Source organism: Psychroserpens luteolus (assembly GCF_021032705.1).
Classification (GTDB): domain Bacteria; phylum Bacteroidota; class Bacteroidia; order Flavobacteriales; family Flavobacteriaceae; genus Psychroserpens; species Psychroserpens luteolus.
In genome coordinates, this window is sequence record NZ_JAHVXI010000002.1 from 261,103 (window position 1) to 282,250 (window position 21,148).

Annotated in this window: 15 protein-coding genes; 13 read left to right on the plus strand and 2 right to left on the minus strand. The window is 33.4% G+C overall.

Features of this window, described 5'->3' with window-relative positions; all coding sequences use genetic code 11:
• Positions 1-24: 24 nt before the first annotated feature.
• A complete protein-coding gene (locus KWG70_RS06840) occupies positions 25-4,623 on the minus strand; it encodes a T9SS type A sorting domain-containing protein (protein WP_230935253.1) in 4,599 nt (1,532 codons plus the stop codon).
• Positions 4,624-5,007: 384 nt separating this feature from the next.
• On the opposite strand from KWG70_RS06840, the gene murJ reads away from it, so the two are divergent.
• The 12 genes from murJ (at position 5,008) to KWG70_RS06900 (ending at position 18,731) form a co-directional block, all read left to right on the plus strand.
• Entirely contained in the window at positions 5,008-6,345 is a 1,338-nt protein-coding gene (gene murJ / locus KWG70_RS06845) for a murein biosynthesis integral membrane protein MurJ (protein ID WP_230935254.1), read from the plus strand.
• Positions 6,338-7,219, plus strand: a complete 882-nt coding sequence (locus KWG70_RS06850; protein WP_230935255.1) for a glycosyltransferase family 2 protein — start codon at positions 6,338-6,340, stop codon at positions 7,217-7,219. The genes murJ and KWG70_RS06850 overlap by 8 nt, the downstream gene beginning before the upstream one ends.
• Positions 7,216-8,340: an O-antigen ligase family protein gene (locus KWG70_RS06855; protein ID WP_230935256.1), complete on the plus strand. Its 1,125-nt coding sequence runs from the start codon at positions 7,216-7,218 to the stop codon at positions 8,338-8,340. Before KWG70_RS06850 ends, KWG70_RS06855 begins: the two co-directional genes overlap by 4 nt.
• A 94-nt stretch (positions 8,341-8,434) precedes the next feature.
• Positions 8,435-9,751, plus strand: a complete 1,317-nt coding sequence (locus KWG70_RS06860) for an MBOAT family O-acyltransferase (RefSeq protein WP_230935257.1) — start codon at positions 8,435-8,437, stop codon at positions 9,749-9,751.
• Between the two features lie 15 nt (positions 9,752-9,766).
• A complete protein-coding gene (locus tag KWG70_RS06865; protein ID WP_230935258.1) occupies positions 9,767-10,696 on the plus strand; it encodes a hypothetical protein in 930 nt (309 codons plus the stop codon).
• 15 nt (positions 10,697-10,711) lie between these two features.
• On the plus strand, positions 10,712-11,764 hold the full coding sequence (locus KWG70_RS17960) for a glycosyltransferase (RefSeq protein WP_230935259.1): 1,053 nt from the start codon (positions 10,712-10,714) through the stop codon (positions 11,762-11,764).
• 117 nt (positions 11,765-11,881) lie between these two features.
• Positions 11,882-13,732, plus strand: coding sequence for an asparagine synthase (glutamine-hydrolyzing) (gene asnB / locus KWG70_RS06875; protein WP_230935260.1), 1,851 nt, complete (start codon positions 11,882-11,884; stop codon positions 13,730-13,732).
• Between the two features lie 7 nt (positions 13,733-13,739).
• Entirely contained in the window at positions 13,740-14,816 is a 1,077-nt protein-coding gene (locus KWG70_RS06880) for a glycosyltransferase (RefSeq protein ID WP_230935261.1), read from the plus strand.
• A complete protein-coding gene (locus KWG70_RS06885; RefSeq protein WP_230935262.1) occupies positions 14,816-15,925 on the plus strand; it encodes a glycosyltransferase in 1,110 nt (369 codons plus the stop codon). Before KWG70_RS06880 ends, KWG70_RS06885 begins: the two co-directional genes overlap by 1 nt.
• A 1-nt stretch (position 15,926) precedes the next feature.
• Positions 15,927-17,072 carry a glycosyltransferase family 4 protein gene (locus KWG70_RS06890; protein ID WP_230935263.1) on the plus strand — a complete coding sequence of 382 codons (1,146 nt, stop codon included), beginning with the start codon at positions 15,927-15,929 and terminating at the stop codon, positions 17,070-17,072.
• Positions 17,072-17,710, plus strand: a complete 639-nt coding sequence (locus tag KWG70_RS06895) for a sugar transferase (protein ID WP_230935264.1) — start codon at positions 17,072-17,074, stop codon at positions 17,708-17,710. The genes KWG70_RS06890 and KWG70_RS06895 overlap by 1 nt, the downstream gene beginning before the upstream one ends.
• A complete protein-coding gene (locus KWG70_RS06900) occupies positions 17,700-18,731 on the plus strand; it encodes an ATP-grasp domain-containing protein (protein WP_230935265.1) in 1,032 nt (343 codons plus the stop codon). Before KWG70_RS06895 ends, KWG70_RS06900 begins: the two co-directional genes overlap by 11 nt.
• Here KWG70_RS06900 and KWG70_RS06905 read toward each other — a convergent pair.
• Entirely contained in the window at positions 18,718-19,965 is a 1,248-nt protein-coding gene (locus tag KWG70_RS06905; RefSeq protein ID WP_230935266.1) for a GNAT family N-acetyltransferase, read from the minus strand. The two genes, KWG70_RS06900 and KWG70_RS06905, sit on opposite strands and share 14 nt — an antisense overlap.
• Positions 19,966-20,078: 113 nt before the next feature.
• Here KWG70_RS06905 and KWG70_RS06910 point away from each other — a divergent pair, with 113 nt between their 5' ends.
• Positions 20,079-21,083, plus strand: coding sequence for a polysaccharide deacetylase family protein (locus KWG70_RS06910; protein ID WP_230935267.1), 1,005 nt, complete (start codon positions 20,079-20,081; stop codon positions 21,081-21,083).
• Positions 21,084-21,148 lie beyond the last annotated feature (65 nt).

Here is a 21,148-nt window from a genome sequence, read left to right on the forward strand (position 1 = left end):
ATTAAATTCAAAAAACTAACTGATTTATCTGATTGGTACTTTCTTTGTCAAGCTAGTATCATCATAAATCAATTTAACTATATATATACCTCTTGCATAAGAAGACGTATTAATTCCTCTTGTCATCTGAGATTGATTTTGTAATTCTGATGCATTAAATGTTTCATTGTAAAGCACTTTTCCTGATAAATCATACAACAGAATTCCTGTAGCATTAACCGAATTCAAGCCATCAATTTTAACTTTTAATATATCATTTATTGGGTCTTGAAATACTATAAATTCGAAATCATCAGATTCTCCAGGTATTTCAATAGTGGTATTACATTCTTCAACAAAAACCATAACTGTAGCTTCATCACTATCCAATACATTATACACTAAAACAGAGTACTCTGTATCTTCAGTTGGAGATACTTCTATACTTTGCGTTGTTTCTCCTGTGCTCCATAAGTATTCATCTCCACCACTAGCTGTTAGCGTCACTGTTTCTTCTGAACAAATCGTTAAGTCTTCACCAGCAAAGGCTTCCACTGTTTCTACCACGTTCACTACAACAGCTTTTGTGTCTTCACAATTATTAATAAAACCTGTTACTTCATAAGTGGTTGTCACTGTTGGACTAACGGCAATATTAGGTTGTGTTGCTCCATTATTCCATAGATAAGAATTAGCTCCTGAAGCCGAAAGCGTAATAAATTCGCCTTCTAGAATTGTGACATCATCACCATTTGATATCACTACATTCGGGTTTGGGCTTACAGATACCATTACATCAGCTTCATCAGAATAATTACCAATAAAAACAGTTACTGTATATGTTTGCGTATTTGCAGGATTAACTGTAATACTTTGTGTAGTTTCACCAGTACTCCATAAATAACTATCACCTTCAGAAGCTGTTAAGGTTGTTTCATAACCTTGACAAATAGATTGATCGGCTCCTGCACTTGCTATAAATTCGAAAGGCTCAACCGTAACGATTACATCATCTGTAAATTCACACCCATTAGAAAACCCTGTAACTGAATAGGTTGTTGTAACTATAGGCGCAACCGAAATACTTGAAGTAGTCTCTCCTGTACTCCATACATATGTTTCTGCTCCTGAAGCAGTTAATGTAGTAGATTCACCTTCTACTATCGTACTATCATTTCCAGCATTTGTGTTTGGCAACTCATTTACAGTAACTGTAACACTATCATCATCTGATGCGGTTTGATTCACATTATAAGCTGTTACAGTATACACTGTTGTCGTATTTGGAGACACATTAATACTAGCAGTAGTTTCACCTGTATTCCAAAGATATGTTGCTCCTCCAGAGGCTGTTAATGTAGTCGTTTCACCATTACAAATCTCTATATCATTTCCGGCGTTAGCTGTAACTGTCTCAGATTGCACAGATACAGTAACACTTGCAGAGGCTTCACATCCATTAGAATAACCTGTCACAGTATAAGTCGTGGTTATATTAGGAGTTACATCAATACTTGAAGTCGTTTCTCCTGTCTCCCATAAATAGGTGTCTGCTCCTGTAGCTGTTAATGTTGTTGTCTCTCCTTCATTTATTGTTACATTGTTTCCTGCATCTACGTTTGGTAACGGATTAACAGTTACAATAACTTCATCTGTACTAGAGCAATTATTTTCAAATACTTCTACTGAATATGTTGTCGTTGCAGTTGGACTTACAGTAATGCTTGAAGTTGTTGCTCCTGTATTCCACAAATATGATGTTCCGCCCGAAGCGGTTAATGTTGTTGCATTTCCGAAGCAAATTGCAGTATCATTTCCAGCATTGGCAACTGGTAAATCATTAACTGTAACAATAACGCTGTCATCATCTGAAATTGTTCCTGCATTATTAAAAGCTGTTATAGTATACACTGTTGTCGTATTTGGAGACACATTAATACTAGCAGTAGTTTCACCTGTATTCCAAAGATATGTTGCTCCTCCAGAGGCTGTTAATGTAGTCGTTTCACCATTACAAATCTCTATATCATTTCCGGCGTTAGCTGTAACTGTCTCAGATTGCACAGATACAGTAACACTTGCAGAGGCTTCACATCCATTAGAATAACCTGTCACAGTATAAGTCGTGGTTATATTAGGAGTTACATCAATACTTGAAGTCGTTTCTCCTGTCTCCCATAAATAGGTGTCTGCTCCTGTAGCTGTTAATGTTGTTGTCTCTCCTTCATTTATTGTTACATTGTTTCCTGCATCTACGTTTGGTAACGGATTAACAGTTACAATAACTTCATCTGTACTAGAGCAATTATTTTCAAATACTTCTACTGAATATGTTGTTGTTGCAGTTGGACTTACGGTAATGCTTGAAGTCGTTGCTCCTGTATTCCACAAGTATGATGTTCCGCCCGAAGCGGTTAATGTTGTTGTATTTCCGAAGCAAATAGTAGTATCATTTCCAGCATTTGCAACTGGTATCTCATTAACTGTAACAATAACACTATCGTCACTTGTATTATTTCCAGAAGCACTATATGCTGTTACTGTATATGTTGTAGTAGTCGTTGGTGATACGACTATACTAGCAGTCGTTGCTCCTGTATTCCATAAATAAGTTGTTCCTCCCGTTGCTGTAAGTGTAACAGATTCTCCATTACAAATCTCCATGTCGTTTCCAGCATTGGCATCGACACTGTCATCTTGCAAAAAAACGGTAACTGTATCTGTACTTTCACAAGTATTAGTAGTACCAGTAACTGAATATGAGGTGTCCGACGTAGGCGTAACTGTTATTGATTGTGTTGTTTCTCCTGTACTCCATAAATAAGAGTCAGCTCCTGTTGCTGTTAATGTAACGCTTTCACCCATAAAAATGGTTTCATCTGTTCCTGCATCTACATTCGGAACTTGATTTACAGTTACAACCACTGTATCAGTACTAGAACATCCATTTTGAGTAACTTCTACTGAATAGGTTGTAGTTACATTAGGATTTACGGTAATTGAAGCACTGGTAGCTCCTGTATTCCATTGATAAGATGTTCCGCCTGATGCTGTTAAGGTTACAGCTGTACCTTCACATGTTTCTACATCATTACCAGCATTTGCTGTTGGAATGTTATTTACGGTAATTGTAATATCGGCTTGAGTCGTACTTCCATCAGAATGCGAACCAGTAACAGTATAAGTTGTCGTTTCGGTTGGAGTAACTGTAATACTTGCCGCAGTCTCACCGTTAACGCTCCATGTATATGAATCTGCTCCAGATGCCGTTAATATAACATCTTCACCTTCACATATAGTATCGTTATTTGCACTAACTGTCACTTGACTACCTTGAACATCTAAAGTCATTCCATTTAAGTAGTATTCAAGATTTGTATAACCATCTGGCTGTACAATATTTCTATCTGATGCATTATTTGGATTTAATCCATTGTTGTTTTCCCAAAAATCTGGCATTCCGTCATTATCACTATCAGAAGGCGCTGTACCTCCTTGAATTGTAGGGTAAGCACCAGAAGTTGCCAATCCACCATTACCATTGGTATATTGATTAATTAATCTGGTATCTACATCATCTCTTGCAGGGAAACTTGCACCTACGTTATCTAACAATTCCGATTCTAATTGATCTGCAGGTATTGCTTGAATACCAGATGAGGCATAAGGTGTAGATTGAAGATAAGAAGATAGTGCTGAATTATTTAGCGACGTACCTTGTGCTAATATATTTCCGCTTATATAAGCATAAGTTTGCGATGTCTGACCAGCTCCTGCAGTTGTTCCTTCTACAACAGCACCACCATTAATAGTTGTTTGACTTGATTTTTTGTACTTGTTGTTAAGTACTGTAAATTTTGCTCCCATACTTGGTACAGTTGCATAACGGAATCCATATATCAAATTATTGATTAATTCAAAATCAAATGTATTAGGTATTGGATATCCTTTTCTTGTATTTCTTTCACTGTTGTGAGCGTATAAATTTCTGTAGTATGTTAAATTGGTTGTTCTCTCAGCAGCTAATGACCCATAACCACACTCTGCCATGATTGAGTTTTGAATAGTAACATTGGTTACACTACCATTTGGTAACGCTCTAATATCAAAATTCTCATCTGAAGCCCAACTCAAAGAACAATGATCTATAATTAAGTCTTCATGATGTTGGCCACTCCAGGCTGTAATGTTTAATGCATCTGCTCCGTTAGGTGCTGATGGTCCTGGTCTAAATCTAATATATCTAATGATTGCATTTGATGCTTCGATTTCTACCATTCCTCCTCTAATCAAAATTCCATCACCAGGAGCTGTTTGTCCAGCTAAGGTAAAATTACCATTAGTGACATATATGTTACTCGTAAGATTGATAGTACCACCTACTTCGAAAACAATAGTTCTTGGTCCAGACGCTAGCAAGGCGTTTCTTAAACTTCCTGGTCCCGTATTGTTTAAATTTGTGACTTTAATCACTGCACCACCTCGTCCACCAGATGCATATTTACCAAAACCTTCTGCAGTTGGAAATGCTTTAGTTTGGGCAAAACTATTAAAAGAGAGGATAAAAAGTAGTGTTGTAAATAGGCTATAAAAATGTTTTGTTGAGATTCCATAGGAATCCCATTTAAAAGTTGGGGATATCATTTGCTATTAATTTTGGGGCTTAATTGCTAGAGCAATCTATAATTTTTTTTGAGTACAACCGTTTAAAGTATTAATTTTTCGTTAAAAAGCTTTTCAAAGTAAATATTTACTTACAACAAACAGAAAATTCCTATAATATGTATGTTTTGTTAGATGAAATGCAATTTTTATTTTTATATACGGTCAAATAGCAAATAAAAGATGTTCGATTATGAAACTTTAACGTTTGTAGGAACTTACTTCCCTATATTTGTCAGATTTACTTACAAATGAAATATCAAGTCATCCAAAAAAAAAGCATAACATCGTTTGATTGATTCCTTTATATAATTTATTTGTACTATTGCCCTATACCAAATCATACTAGATCATAAATTTTTTCCTTTGCAACCAAAATTTAATTTAAAGACAGCTCTACACAAACTATTAGGTAATGCTACCATAGTTAATGTTCTAGTTGCTGGTTTTTCAACATTTCTTGTCTCAGGAATGGGATTCTTTAAAGAAATGGTTATTGCAGATAGATTTGGTTTATCTGAACTCATAGATACATTCTTAATTGCTGTACTAGTCCCAGCTTTTATTAGCGGAGTCTTTTTAGGGTCTTTTCACAGTGTATTTATTCCAAATTATGTTAGTGAATTAAAAACTGGTAAACGTATTGGTGCTTTTCAAAGCACCAGTTTTATAGTCACTATTGGTGTTGCTCTGGTATTTTTAATCATTGCATTTTTATTTACAGACGTCTATCTTGAAACACTATATAAAGGTCACACCGAAAACTACTATACACTTGTAAAAACACAATTCTATTATGTAGCGCCTTGTATTTTATTTTGGGGCTTTACCTCAGTAATTAATGGACTACTTACTATTGACAACGAGTTTAGATACTCATCGATGAGTGCTATATTTACACCTATCTCGATTATAGTTTGTGTCGTATTCTTTAGAGAAGAGCTTAATACATTGGTATTAGCCATTGGAACTTTAATGGGTAGTGTTCTCGGATTTTTATTTGTGTTATCTATAGCACTTAAAAGAGGCGTTATCTTTTTGAATCGTCCAGATTTTAAATCTGAAAACATAAAAACATTATTCGGACAACTACCTGCAAAACTATCGGCTAGTTTATTAAGTGGTGTAAATCCTCTAATTGATCAGTACTTTTCGGCTCAACTTATTGTTGGATCTATTGCTGCTCTCAATTATGGAATAAAAATCCCTGCCTTTACGATAAGTATTGTTGGTATCGCCATTGGTAATGTGCTTCTGCCCTATTTTTCGAAAAATGCTGTCGACAATAAGATAGAAACGTTTAAAAAGCTAAAAAAGATTTTAAGATTTGTAATTATTGGCAGTAGTACCGTAATGGTTATAGTCATTCTTCTATCCAAGCCTATTATTACACTAATATTTGAAGGTAATGCTTTTGAAAGTGACGATACCGTTATTGTTTCTCGAATTCAACAAATGTATTTACTTCAAATCCCATCATATATTGCTGGTCTTATTATGGTGAAGTTTTTAACCTCTATTAATAAGAATAATTTTATGGTTTTAACATCCATAATAAATCTAATTTTTAATATTGTACTTAACTATATTCTTATTAAAAGTATGGGCGTATATGGATTAGCACTTGCAACTTCTATAGTTGCCACAATTAATGGTATCATTTTATATGCCTACATCAATCATCTAGATAAAAAGAATGTTTAGTATTATTACACCTACATATAATAGAGCACATACACTAAACAGAGTCTATGACTCTCTTAAAAATCAAGATTTCAAAGATTTTTATTGGATTATTATTGATGATTGTAGTACAGATAATACTCAAGAATTAGTGCATCAATGGATGAGTTCTGGTGACATAAACATTACATATCACAAGCTAAACAAGAATCAAGGTAAATCTGCCGCAGTGAATTTTGGATTAGAATATTGTAACCAGCCCTACACCATTATTGCAGATAGTGACGATTCGTTTAGTGAGAATACACTATCTGATCTAAAACAACTATGGGAATCAATTAGCGGCAATGAAAATAAAGTGGCCTCAATTTGGACATTAACTAAGAATGAAAACGGAACTATAGTTGGAGACAAATTCCCTCAAGACTACTGGCAAGTTAACTTTAAAGAACGCGTATTAAATCATCATATTGATGGTGAAAAATGGGCCTGTTGGAGAACTTCTATTCTATCAAAGCAAAAAATGTATACTAGTGACAAATGTCATATTCAGGAGAGTCATACCTGGAATACAATAAATAAGAATTTTGATTTTTTATGTGTGAATATAGCTCACAGATGTTATTTTAGCTCTGAAGACGGTTTAATTGCGTCTAAAAAATCAAAAAAAGATCTAGCTATGGTTTACTATTATGGTGGATATTATGGTCTAAAAGATGTTTCAGTATCTGAAATCCTAAAGCACAAATACTATCGTAATTTAGCATTTGATTACTTTAAATCAAGGGTCTTGTTCTCTGATAAAAATTTAAAGCTTGACAGCTTGAAATCTATAGCAAGCGGTTTCATATTTTTGACACGCCTTCCTAAACGTATAGTGAAAAAGCTTATATGAAGTTACTACGATACATTATACTTATGCTTTTACTGTGGGAGATTTCAAGTTTCTCACTTGAGGTCTTTGGCGAAACTGCTGGAAGCTATACCAGTCACCTTGCCAACATCTTACTTATTGGTTATTATTTCCTTAGTAAGAAACGAAAATTACTATTCCCTTTTCTCATCTTAGGGCTTTTATATTTCATGATCTCTGGCTTGGTCGAAGTTCCTGATGCTAAGGCTTTTATTAATGAATTTATTAAATACCTTATCTTAATCGTTGGTGGTGCTGAAGTCGCCCGAGATACAAGCTTAAAAGATTTGTGCTTTATTCTCCTAATTGGATCCCTAAGTATATTGGTGCATTCGCTTTTCTTTGTTGATGGCTATGGAAGGTATAGCGGCTTTTATTTAGATCCGAATGCTGCAGCTTTTGTAAGTTTAATAGGTTACTGCCTAACTTATAAACTTCAAAATAGACAGATCCGATTAATTTTATTATTTGCTTTTACCTTTACAGGTGTTATCACTTTTTCGAGGTTTTTCTTAATAATGTGGTTGTTTATAAGCATTCTCGCCGTATTTTCAAATCGGAAAAATGCACAAGGTCTCTTTATTGGTTTTGGAGCATTGGTGCTTCTTGTTAGCGTTGCTGCTATTCTTCAAGTAAACACAGCTCGTTTTTCAATTATAGAAAGTTTATTCGAAAGTGAAATTCAAACCACCGCATTTACCGAAGACTCTAGAACAAAACAATGGACGTCCTATCTCGATGATATATATGATAATCCAATATTTGGAAATGGATATAAGAGTTTTATGGGATCTTCCGGAAGGCAAGGTGTGCACAACACCTACTTGATGGTGATAGGTGAATCTGGTGTTGTTCCATTTTTATTGCTCATTGCGATTTATGTGTCTATGTTTTTTAAAAGTTTACCTTTTTTTAAATCTGAGATACATCTTACTTTAATGGCAATCTCTTTAGTGGGAATGCTCATGGTAATTCATAATTATTTTTCAAACGATTTCTTAATCTTTATTTCAATGTGGTTACTTATTAAATTAGGTACTTCAACCCAAACCATAATGAATGAAGAAGCAGATACTGATACGCCATTAATAAGACCACTATAAAATGCTGTTCAACTCCATTGAATTTTTAATATTTTTCCCAGTAGTCTTTGCGATTTATTGGATGCTAAAGAAGAGTGTTTCTAAACAAAACATATTGCTGTTAATTTCTAGCTACGTGTTCTACGGATGGTGGGATTGGAGATTTCTTTCTCTTATTGTATATAGCTCTTTTATCGATTATTTAACAGGATTAAAAATTGAAAATTCTCCAACAAAGACACTTAAGAAGAGATGGTTATTAGTAAGTCTTATCTCTAATTTAGGGCTATTGGCTGTCTTCAAGTATTATAACTTTTTTGCAGATTCATTTGCGCAATCTATGGCAAGTTTAGGATGGCAAGTTGATGATCTCACCCTAAACATCATATTACCTGTAGGTATTAGCTTTTATACCTTTCAAACATTGAGCTATACTATTGATATCTATAGAGATAAATTAAAACCTACTAAAGACATTGTAGTCTTTTTTACATATGTAAGCTTATTTCCACAACTCGTTGCAGGACCAATTGAACGTGCTTCTAATTTAATACCACAGATAAAAAACAAACGCATATTTAAAGCATCTCAGTTTAATGATGGCATTTTTCAAATTATTGTTGGGTTGTTTAGAAAAATAGTGATTGCAGATAACCTAGCTATTTATGTAGACACAGTATATGAAAATCCAGACCTACACAACGGGTCTTCATTGCTAATTGCAACGCTATTTTATGCATTTCAAATTTATTACGATTTTTCTGGGTATTCAGATATTGCTATTGGTAGTGCTAAACTCTTAGGGTTTAATTTTAACCAAAATTTTAATTTCCCTTACTTCTCTAAATCAATTACAGAATTCTGGAGACGTTGGCATATATCATTATCATCATGGCTTAAAGATTATCTTTATATCTCTTTAGGCGGAAATAGAAAAGGTATTAAGATCACGTATCGAAATCTATTGATAACCATGCTACTCGGAGGATTATGGCATGGAAGTTCTTGGAATTTTGTGATTTGGGGAGCCATACATGGGATAGCACTAGCTATAGAAAAATTTACGTTTTCAAAACTGAACATTAAAAACTTTAATGCCTTAGGAAGCCTGTGGACTTTTACTGTGGTGCTCTTATCATGGGTGTTTTTTAGAGCACAAGACTTATCGTCTTCAATGTTGATCATCAAACGTATCTTGAGTTTCGATTTTGGAGCGCCTTTCATAGGAAATATGAATACGGTTATTATTGCTATTCTCATGCTGTTTTTAGGACTAAGTTTTGATGTGTTTATTTTCAGAAAGAAAGTAGCATTAGAATATTATGGAAGCTCACTTAAAACTGGATCTCTAGCCGTTTTTGTATCTATTGTTATAATGATTATCACTTTATTTTACTCAACGTCTAATAATTTTATTTACTTTCAATTTTAAAAGCATGATAAACCAATGAAATCAGCACTAAAACTTGTTCTAATTATTTTACTCCTTACCTATGGTATAGACAAGGTCGTCTATGTGGTATTGAATACAATTAGCGACAAGGTAATGTCTGGACAATCCATTGGAAAATTGAATCAGTTCATGACCGTTAAGGACTCTATAGATCTTATTGCCTTTGGAACGTCGAGATCAAACCATCATATAGATGTAAAAAAATTGAAGCCCGCAAGTTATAATGTGGGCATGGATGGTAGTGCTATAGCCTATGCGGCAACGTTAATTCAGTTATTGCCAAAAGACAAAGCTCAAGTGATCGTTTTTAATATCGACCCAAACAAAGTTTTTGTAGATGACTACGATGCTTCAGATATTAAAGGGCTAATTACAAAGTACAACCGTAATCCAACTATAAAAGAAGCGATCTCAGACGCAAGCCAAGATAATAGTCTTCAACACTTCTTGTGGTCATTAGATTATAATAGTAAAGCCTTAGGTATTGTAAAAAATTATATATCACCAAAGTATGATCATAAATTGTATTACGGATTTGACCCTTTACACATTACAGATGCTCAAACAGAATTATTTAAGAAGTCGCTGCTAAAAAAATCCAATTACAATTGTGATGCCGCTAAAAAAATAAACCCTACAGTTTGGAAGTACCTTAACCAAATAAATGATTTTTGTAAAGCCAACAACAAGACTTTAGTTATGCTTACCACACCAACATATGCTCCTGAATGTAAAGTTCAGTACACAACCTTAGAAACCGAATTAAAAACTATAGGTGTTGCTTATAAAGACTATTCTGGGTTCTTTTTAGAACAAAATGACTTGAGCTATTGGAGAGATAAAACACACATGTCGTCTAAAGGAGCCGACATTTTCACTGAATTTCTGAGAAAAAAATTACAAAAAGACAGTATTATTAATTAGAACAATAACAAGTTAGTGACAATCATTCATATATCAAGTAGCCTAGGTGGTGGTGGTGCCGAACAAATGGTCCTCCAATTAGCGAAGTGTTCAAATGCTCACTTCAAAACAGTGGTCATTTCGATTTCTGATGACAATACACTCGAACCTAAATTTCAAGAGCATAATATTGAATATCACTTTTTGAATATTACCTCTTTCAAAAATTCAAGTTTAAAAAAAGGAATTAGCAAACTTCATACAATTATCAAAGATCTTGATGCCGTTGTATTTCACTGTCATCAATACCATAGCGCTATTCTTGCTACGCTCTACAATACATTTTACACAAAAAAACCTATTGTATTTACCTTACATTCTAGTACCATTGAAATATATAGAAGAAAACTAATTCTTTTTGCAACTAAAGCCTTCCGAAGAAAAGATATTGTATTTAGTTCTAATGCTAAACAATGGTATTTAAAAAATAGCGCTATTATTCCTAATGGCGTAGATTTTGACGAACTTGCTATGGTTTCCTCAAGAGAAATAGATCCAAATCAAATATTTAAGTTTCTATATCTCGGAAGATTGAGTGATGAAAAGAATCCGCTCTATATGATTAGTGCAGCAAAGAAGTTAATTGATAACGGGCTCACAAATTTTAGTTTTGATGTTGTAGGTGAAGGACGCCTGAAAGACGAATTAGTTGCCAATATAAGGACTGAGAGTCTAGAAAAACATTTTAATCTTTTAGGGTTTAAAAGTAATATTAAGCCTTATTTACAATCGGCAAACAGCTTGATATTACCTTCTAATTGGGAAGGTATGCCAATGGTAATTATTGAAGCTGCAGCCGCTAAATTACCTATCATCTCCACTCCTGTTGGTAGTATTCCTGATTTTCTTAATAATGATAATGCCTATGTATCTGGCTTAGATGAATTTCATAATGCTATGATTGACTGCATTAAAAACTATGAGCAAGCCTTACAAAAAGCCGAGTTATTATATACCGAACTAAGATCAAGTTATGATATAGATGCCGTTTACAAAGCGCATTTAAACATATATAAATCAGTACTCTAGAAAATAGGTTTTCATTTCGTAGTCTAAAACGACATTTAATAGTCTTTTTTAAGTAGAAGTGGATTTAATATCTATTTTTGTTCAGAACATAAAACACCCAAAAACAAGCATAAATTTATGTGTGGAATATACGGAACAACCTTAAAGTATAATGAATCACAAGTTAAGGACAAACTAAAGCGTACTGCGTTTAGAGGTCCAGACAAAATGGGTTGGCAATTTTATAATCATAATGATCATAATATCACATTTGGTCATAACAGGTTATCTATCATTGATCTTGACCCAAGATCAGATCAACCATTTACTTATAATGAGCACATCCATATTGTGTTTAATGGTGAAGTATATAATTTCCAGTCTATAAAGGAAATACTTTCTCAAAAAGGATATACATTTAGAACGACCAGCGATACAGAAGTGTTATGTGCAGCTTATCTAGAATATGGTCAAGATTGTGTCAAACATTTCAATGGCATGTTTGCCTTTGTGATTTATGATGAGAAAAAACAGCTCTTTTTTGGAGCTAGAGATCGTCTAGGGCAAAAACCATTCTATTATTACCACAACGGAAAAGACTTTGAGTTTGCGAGTCAGATTTCGTCTATTCAACTCCATATGGACGGCCTTACTATTTCTGAAAAAGCAATCTCATACTACCTAGCATGGGGAAATATTCCAGATCCGCAATCTATTTTTAATGAAGTAAAGAAACTAAAAGCTGGCCATTTATTTACGTTTGATTTAAACACTGGCGATTTTAATTCAACACCCTATTGGGATATAGATTATAAAAACGAAAGACCATTTAAAGGTTCATATGAAGATGCAAAGCAAGAACTTGATGACATATTGAAAGATGCTGTGTCTACGCGATTATTTGCCGATGTACCTGTTGGCGTATTTCTTTCAGGAGGTGTAGATTCCTCATTAATTACAGCAAAAGCCACACAAACATCTTCCTCAAAAATTAAAACGTTTTCTGTGAAATTCAATGAAAAAGGGTTTGATGAGAGCGCATATGCACAGAAGGTTGCTGATCATTTACAAACCGATCATCATATTATAGAATGTAATTATGATGAAGGTATTGATCTTATCCAAAACTTCAACGAGTTTTATGATGAGCCATTCTCAGATTCGTCTGCTATCCCATCAATGCTTTTGGCAAAATATACCAGAAAACATGTAACAGTAGCACTTTCTGGCGATGCAGGTGATGAGAGTTTTATTGGGTATCATCGGTATAATTGGACTCGAAAAGGCAGTAAAATTTATAAACTCCCACAGTCATTTAGAAAATTATCGGCTATGGGATTAAATCTGATTCCGTATTACAAACTCAAGGTAATCGCTAAAGCTATCCAATATAAAGATTCTAATGAAGCCTATTTGAGTGCCATGACTGGAGTAGATCAATCATTTATCAAAACAGATTACAACAATCGGGAGGTGGATGAACTTAAGTATTTAATGCACGACCATAAAAATTTGGTGGAACGTATTTCAAACTTTGACACCAAAACTTATCTCAATTTCGATATTAACACTAAAGTAGACAGAGCGACCATGGCATTTTCGTTAGAAGCGCGTGCGCCTCTCCTAGACCATCGTGTTGTTGAGTTTGCGAATTCTCTTCCAACCGAATTTAAATTTCAAAAAGGAAATATGAAACGCATCCTAAAAGATGTGTTGTATCAATCTGTTCCTAAAGAGATTTTTGATAGACCAAAGTCTGGGTTTACAATGCCATTTGCTCGTTGGTTTAAAGAAGACCTTAAAGATTTTGTTTTGAGTGAACTTAATGATGATGCTTTGAGATCCATACCTTGTATTGATATTGAAAAAGTACAATTTATGATTGGGCAGCATATGGATGGAAGCTGGAACAGATATCCCCTAATATGGAAATTATTAGTATTAAAGCAATGGCTTAATAACAACGGAAAAGGACTGTCTATTGTATAATAACGCGATGGAGAAAACAATCAAAATCTTATTCATTCTACCATCATTAAAAGCTGGAGGAGCAGAACGCGTTGTATCGTTCATTGCTCAAAATCTTGACAAAACTAAATTTGAACCTATTCTGTTAATCATTGGCTTTGAGAAGGATGCGGCATTTTCAGTAACAGGCGTCGAAACACATTTTTTAAATAAAAATCGCGTATTGCAAGGCGTTACCGGAATTTTCTCTAAATTAAGATCCATCAAACCTCAAATTGTAATGACCTCCATTGCGCACCTGACTTCGGTTACCACTATACAAGCTTTATATTTTAGAAAAACAAAGTTTGTAGCTCGTGAGGCCAATATCAAAAAGATCACTAAAATTTATCATAATAATACGACTTTACCTTTTGGTAAAACACTAAGTAAAATAAGCTATAAACTTTTGAATGCAATTATTTGTCAATCAAAAGATATGGCTGATGAATTGATAGAGTTGCGTCCAAAAACTGCACATAAAGTTCATATTATCAACAATCCTATCACAAAGGTATTGTCTTCGGAAATAGAAACAAATGATAACCCAATTCCACAATATATTACCGTGGGACGATTACACAATGAAAAAGGTCATAATAGAATTTTAGAAGCCTTGAATGCATTAGATTTTGATTTTATGTATACTATTATTGGAAGTGGTCCACATAAACAACTTATTAAGGATAAAGTAGAAGAATTAAACCTTACTGAAAAAGTGAAATGGATAGATTTTACAAATACTGTAGAAAATCACCTTAGACAGAGTACTGTATTTATCCAAGGTTCTTATGCAGAAGGGTTCCCTAATGCGCTTTTAGAAAGTTGTGCGGTTGGGACACCAGTCATTGCTTATAATGCACCTGGCGGCACATCTGAAATTGTAGTAGATGGCGTTAACGGGTTTTTAGTAAATTCTGAAAATGAATTAAAAGAAAAACTTAATCAGCTTAGAAAGCAGCCATTAGATAGATTACAAATCATCAAATCTGTGACCGACAAATTCAGTAAAGAACAAATTATTGGGCAATACGAAAAGGTGTTCACTAACTTAATTAAAAGCTGATGCAAAAGAAAGAAACCATAGATTGGCTCTTTGTGCTTCCTGATGATTTAATTGGTGGTGGTGCACAACAAGTGTTATTTACAATTATCAACTTTTTTATTGCACAAGGAAAAAACTGTATGGTTGTTTTTTTAGTAAATAAAAAGCACCATGGTTGGGAATCTCTCGAAGACAAGTGCGCTATCGTATATTTAGATAACAGTTCTGTTTACAAAGGTTTTTTTAGTGCTGCAAAATATATTAGAAGACTAAAAAAAACGAATCATATTGAACATGCCATTAGTTCGCAAGCGCTGGTAAACGGTTTACTTGGCTTTTTGAAATATGTTAATATTCTAAAACATACTAAACTAGTTTTAAGAGAATCAACTTCTATTTTTCTAAGATTTAAAGGATTCAAGCTCCTACTCTACAAAACAGCATATCGAATGGGTTACAAGCAAGCCAACCTCATTATTTGTCAAACACCGTTAATGAAAGAGCAACTCTTAGAGGCCTTGCCGTGGCTAAAGAAAAATGACAAAGTGGTTGTAATACCAAACCCAGTCAATTTAGATGAAATTTCAACAAAGGCAAAGGAAACCTTCGATTTTGAAATTGATAATTTCTTAGTAGCTGCTGGACGTTTTATTCCTGAAAAAGGTTTTGATATTCTTATTGATGCCTTCAATTTACTTGAAGACAAAACATTGAAATTGGTGATTCTTGGTGTAGGCACAACTGAAGAAGAACAAAAACTTATAGATCAAATTGAATACCTAAATTTACAGGAGCGCGTTATTTTATATGGTTATGTAAACAATGTATATCCTATTTTTAATAAGGCACGCTTGTGTGTGGTATCCTCAAGAATTGAAGGTTTTCCTAATGTATTATTACAAATGATGTCTCAAAATGATAGGGTTGTAAGTACAAGATGCGCTGGTGAAATTTCTAATATAAAAGGGATAATAACCTGTAAAACACATAGTGTTGATGCCTTAAAAGAAGCACTAGATAAAGGTTTAATGAGTTCAAATAACCAAAGAGAATTGTATTTTAATGATTATATAAAATCAAGGTCAATAGATAGTTTTATTAACACCATGCTAAATCAAATTAACAATTAGTATGCAAAAAATCATTCGCATCACAACAGTTCCTTCATCATTAAGAACACTCTTAAAAGGTCAATCGCGCTTTATGAGTGATCATTATGACGTTATTGGTGTTTCAGGAGATGGTGACGCTTTAGCAGAAGTAAGGCAAAATGAAGGCATCAAAACCCATGTTGTAGAGATGACTAGGACCATTACACCTTTAAAAGATCTAAAAGCAACATATCAACTCTATAAATTTTTTAAATCTGAAAAGCCCTTTATTGTTCATACGCATACGCCCAAAGCCGGAACATTAGGCATGTTAGCTGCAAAACTAGCTCGTGTACCACATAGACTGCATACTATTGCTGGTCTCCCTTTATTGGAAACTAAAGGCACTAAGAGGACGTTATTAGATGCCGTTGAAAAATTCACTTATAGCTGTTCTACTAAAATTCTACCCAATTCATTCGGATTAGAAAAGATCATTATTGAGAACAAATACACAACTCCAGAAAAATTATTGGTTATTGCTAATGGAAGCTCTAATGGCATTGATACCAAGCACTATGACACAGCACATGTTTCAGAAGAAACAAAAACAGAACTTAGACAGGAGCTTGGCATTTCTAAAGATGATATAGTTTTTATATTTATCGGACGAATAGTTAGAGACAAAGGTATTAATGAGTTAGTGAATGCCTTTAACCGACTCTCAAAAAAGCAACTCAAATGTAAACTGATTTTGGTTGGACCAAGAGAGAATCATCTAGACCCTTTATTACCAGAAACTGAAGTACTTATTAAAGAAAACAATCAAATATTAGCAGTTGGCATGCAAAAGGACATTAGACCATATGTAGCTATTTCAGATGTATTAACATTTCCAAGTTATAGAGAAGGTTTTCCTAATGTAGTACTGCAGTGTAGCTGCATGTATTTACCTTGTATCGTTTCAGACATAAATGGTTGTAATGAGGTTATTGAGGATAAAGTTAATGGATTAGTCATACCTGTAAAGAATGAATTGGCCTTAGAAAATGCGATGCAGTTTATGATTGACAATCCTAAAAAAAGAAAGGATATGATCAACCATACAAGATCTAGAATTTTGGAGCGTTATGAGCAAGAATTTGTGTGGAGTGAAATTTTAAAATATTATAATAGTTTAGGTTAATGGGACTATACAAACATATTGTTAAGCCATTTTTTGATATTCTCTCAGCTAGTATTGGGTTTATTTTACTATTTCCAATATTTTCTATTACTTGGTTAGTTCTTATGATTAAAAATAATGGAAAAGCTTTTTTCTATCAAGAACGACCTGGTAAAAATGAACGCATCTTTAAAATTATCAAGTTTAAGACCATGAACGATAAAACTGATGCTAATGGTCAACTCCTCCCTCCTTCTCAGCGCTTAACTAAGGCCGGGATTTTTGTTCGCAAATACTCATTAGATGAAATACCTCAGTTATTAAATGTCATTAAAGGCGATATGAGTATTATTGGACCTAGACCGTTATTGATTAGGTATTTATCGCGATACAATGATTTTCAAAAACAACGACATCATATTAAACCTGGTATTACTGGCTGGGCTCAAGTAAATGGCAGAAATGCAATTAGTTGGGAACAAAAATTTGAATATGATGTTTGGTATGTAAAAAACATGTCGTTTATATTAGATATAAAAATTCTATTTTTAACAGTATATAAAGTATTTAAAAAAGACGGAATTTACAGTGTAGAAAATGATATCGTTCCTGATTTTATGGGAACAGAAACCAATCAAAACTCAACTCATGGCAATTAACCTATTATTTACTTGTGCAGGCCGACGCAATTATCTCATCAATTACTTCAAAGAAGCAATTAAAGATGAAGGTCGCATAATTGCTGCCGATATGAGCCTGACTGCGCCTGCAATGGTAGATGCAGATTTGGCGATTTTAGTGCCAAGTATTTATGACGACACCTATATGGATGAGCTTAAGAAGATTATTATAGATCATCATATCACCGCTGTTATATCATTAAATGATTTAGAACTTCCGTTGCTTTCAAAACATAAAACAGAAATAGAAGCCACTGGAACAAAAATTATTGTCTCTAATGAAAAGGTAATCGACATCGCATTTGATAAAATTGAAACATTTAATTTTTTAAAATCTATCGGGCTACAAACACCACAAACATATACTAACCTTAAACAAGCATTAACGGCTATTAAAGATGGTGCGCTAGATTATCCTTTAGTGGTTAAGCCACGTTGGGGAAGTGCCTCAATAGGTATCGATTTTCCAGAGTCGAGAGAAGAATTAGAATTGGCATTTAAACTTCAACATATAAAACTAAAAAAGTCCATATTAAATACGGCAAGCGAGCAAGATATTGATAATGCAATTCTCATTCAAGAGAAATTGGATGGTAGAGAATTTGGAATGGATATCGTGAATGATTTTGATGGTGAATACTATGGAACCTTCGTAAGGGAAAAACTAAATATGCGATCTGGAGAAACCGATAAGGCTGTATCTGTAATCGACAAAAAATTTGAAGCCATTGGAAAAAAAATATCAGAACATCTCAAGCATATTGGAAGTTTGGATTGCGACGTGTTTATTGCTAACAATCAACTTTACACCTTAGAGCTAAATCCTAGATTTGGAGGAGGTTACCCGTTCTCACATGAAGCAGGAATTAATACAGCTTCAATTTATATTGAATGGCTTAAAGGGAATAAAAATGTGGAACAATTTAATAATTACAAAGCTGGCGTAACATTTTCAAAATGTGATAGAATGCTAGAAATAAAAAGCTCTAATCAAAAATAATTTTTTGAGACCTTTTAGATCCAGAAATAACAAACTCATTTTTAACCTTGTTCTTGAAAACCTTTATATTTTTAATAGATTCAGGATTTGCAAACATAAACGTATACACAAATTGTCGTAGAAAGCGATACATGTCTAATTCAAAATCTATAGACTCATAGTCTTCAGACGGATCAAAATCATTCATTTTTTCAAACCTATAGTTTTCATAGGCTTTATCGTCTTTTTCCTTGTGACCTCCTGTGATAAAAAACTTATATTTTCTATACAATTCATTAACCTTCTTTTCTCTTAAATACAATTTCAATTTATAATATGAAACAGCATATTGAGCCCTCAGTCTAGACATTATAGATTTAGAATCGTACAAAATATGATAATGAAAATCATAAACAAGGTTACTCCACTTGTGCTTATAGCTGAAATCTCCTTTTGAAAAATCAGAAATTCTATAATTATTTTCAAAGCACCATTCCAACAATTTTATAATAGATGTTTTACCTATACTGAATTTGTAATAATCTGGATCAAAGACAGTAATGGTCTCAAAAAGTATATCTTCTGCGTGAAAATTAAGTGTAATTCCTATTGGAGTATTAGTGTTACTTATGACTAATAACGAGGCTTTCTTTTCTTGCAACATTCTAAATACCAGGTCTTTGTAATAACCCCACTTTTTTGCACTCAAATGGTGGTAGTTCGTTTGTTTATCAGCAAAACGCCTACTTAGCAAGGCATAAAAATGCTTGAAAAGCGCATCAAATTCTGTTTGAGAAATGCCACCATGTATAAACGAATAATCAATATCAAAACAGGTTTCTAATCGACGTTGATTAGAACGAAATTCTCTTCTGTTTTTTGAGCTGAATTGGGAATTTATATAGTCATCTTGAGAATTAAAGGAAGTGATATCCATTAAAAACCCACGATACTGAAATACTGTCTTGAGTCGTAATGACGAATTAGAAGCTGCATTGAATTCTTCTAGATTAAAATACGATGGCACATCATAAATTAAAAATGTCTTGCCTTTATAATCACTCTTAGTCAAATCTAAGTCGTAATATAAACCCTTAGTTAAATTTCTACCAGCATTTACATAAATACCATTTGGTGAATTCTTTACAAACTTCAAGCCTTTAATAAATTCAAAAGCCACTAAATCCTTTCCCCCATTAAAGTGCTTGGACCACGTGTTTTCAAAAATTGAAGATGTAAATGGGTTGGTTTTCATTGAATTACAAATACGAGATGCAAAAGTAACATTTTTATAAAGTTATAATCAATTAAGAGAATTAAAAAATACTGTTAATTTTATTTACATTTGATGCGAATTTAAATCATGCTATGAACGGTCATTTTGTTATTTCTTTAGATTATGAAATTCATTGGGGAGTTTTTGATAAGAAATCTGTTGATGAATACAGAGAAAATCTCGCTAATGTTGGAAAAGTGATAGACAGACTTTTAGAGATGAGCGATGCTTATGGTGTAAAAATCACGTTCTCTACCGTTGGTTTTTTATTTGCTAAAGACAAAAATGATTTATTAAACCACCTCCCAAAGCATAAACCCACATATCTTCATAAAAAATTTAGCCCGTATCCACTTATTGATTCTATTGGTGATAATGAAGACAATGATCCCTTCCATTATGCTATCTCTGGAATCAAAAAAATTAGAGATAATGGTAATCATGAAATAGGCACTCATACATTTTGCCATTTCTACTGTCATGAACACGGCCAAACTGTTGAGCAATTTGATGAAGATCTGAAAGCAGCAATAGCCATTGCACAACCCTTGGATATAGATATTAAGAGCATAGTATTCCCTAGAAACATGATTGAAGCCGACAAGCCAATAGATAAGCCGTATTTAGATGTCTGCCACAAACATGGTATTACATCGTTTAGAGGTAAAGAAAAAGCATATATCTATAATATTCATACCACCAAATCCTATCATGGTTGGTACATATTTAAATTTTTAAGACTCTTAGATTCCTATATCAATGTAACAGGAGCTAATACCTATAATGTAAAAGAGATCAACCAAAATAAAGATGTACTTAACCTTCCATCTAGTAGATTATTTAGAGCGTATAGTAGCAAACTCAAATTTTTAGAACCGCTAAAAGTTAGACGAATTAAAAAAGCAATGACTCACGCTGCTAAGAATAATGAACTTTATCACTTGTGGTGGCATCCCCATAACTTTGGAACTCAAATGGATGACAATTTTAGAAACCTCGAAGAGGTCTTTAAAACATATCAAAAGCTCAATGAGAAATATAATTTTGAGAGTGAGACTATGACTGGTTTAGCTACTAAAATAAAGTCTACTTCTTAAGATTAAACTTTTCTTGTAAAACCTACAATTCTAAGTTAACGTGAAAAATTGTTTTTTATCGTGTT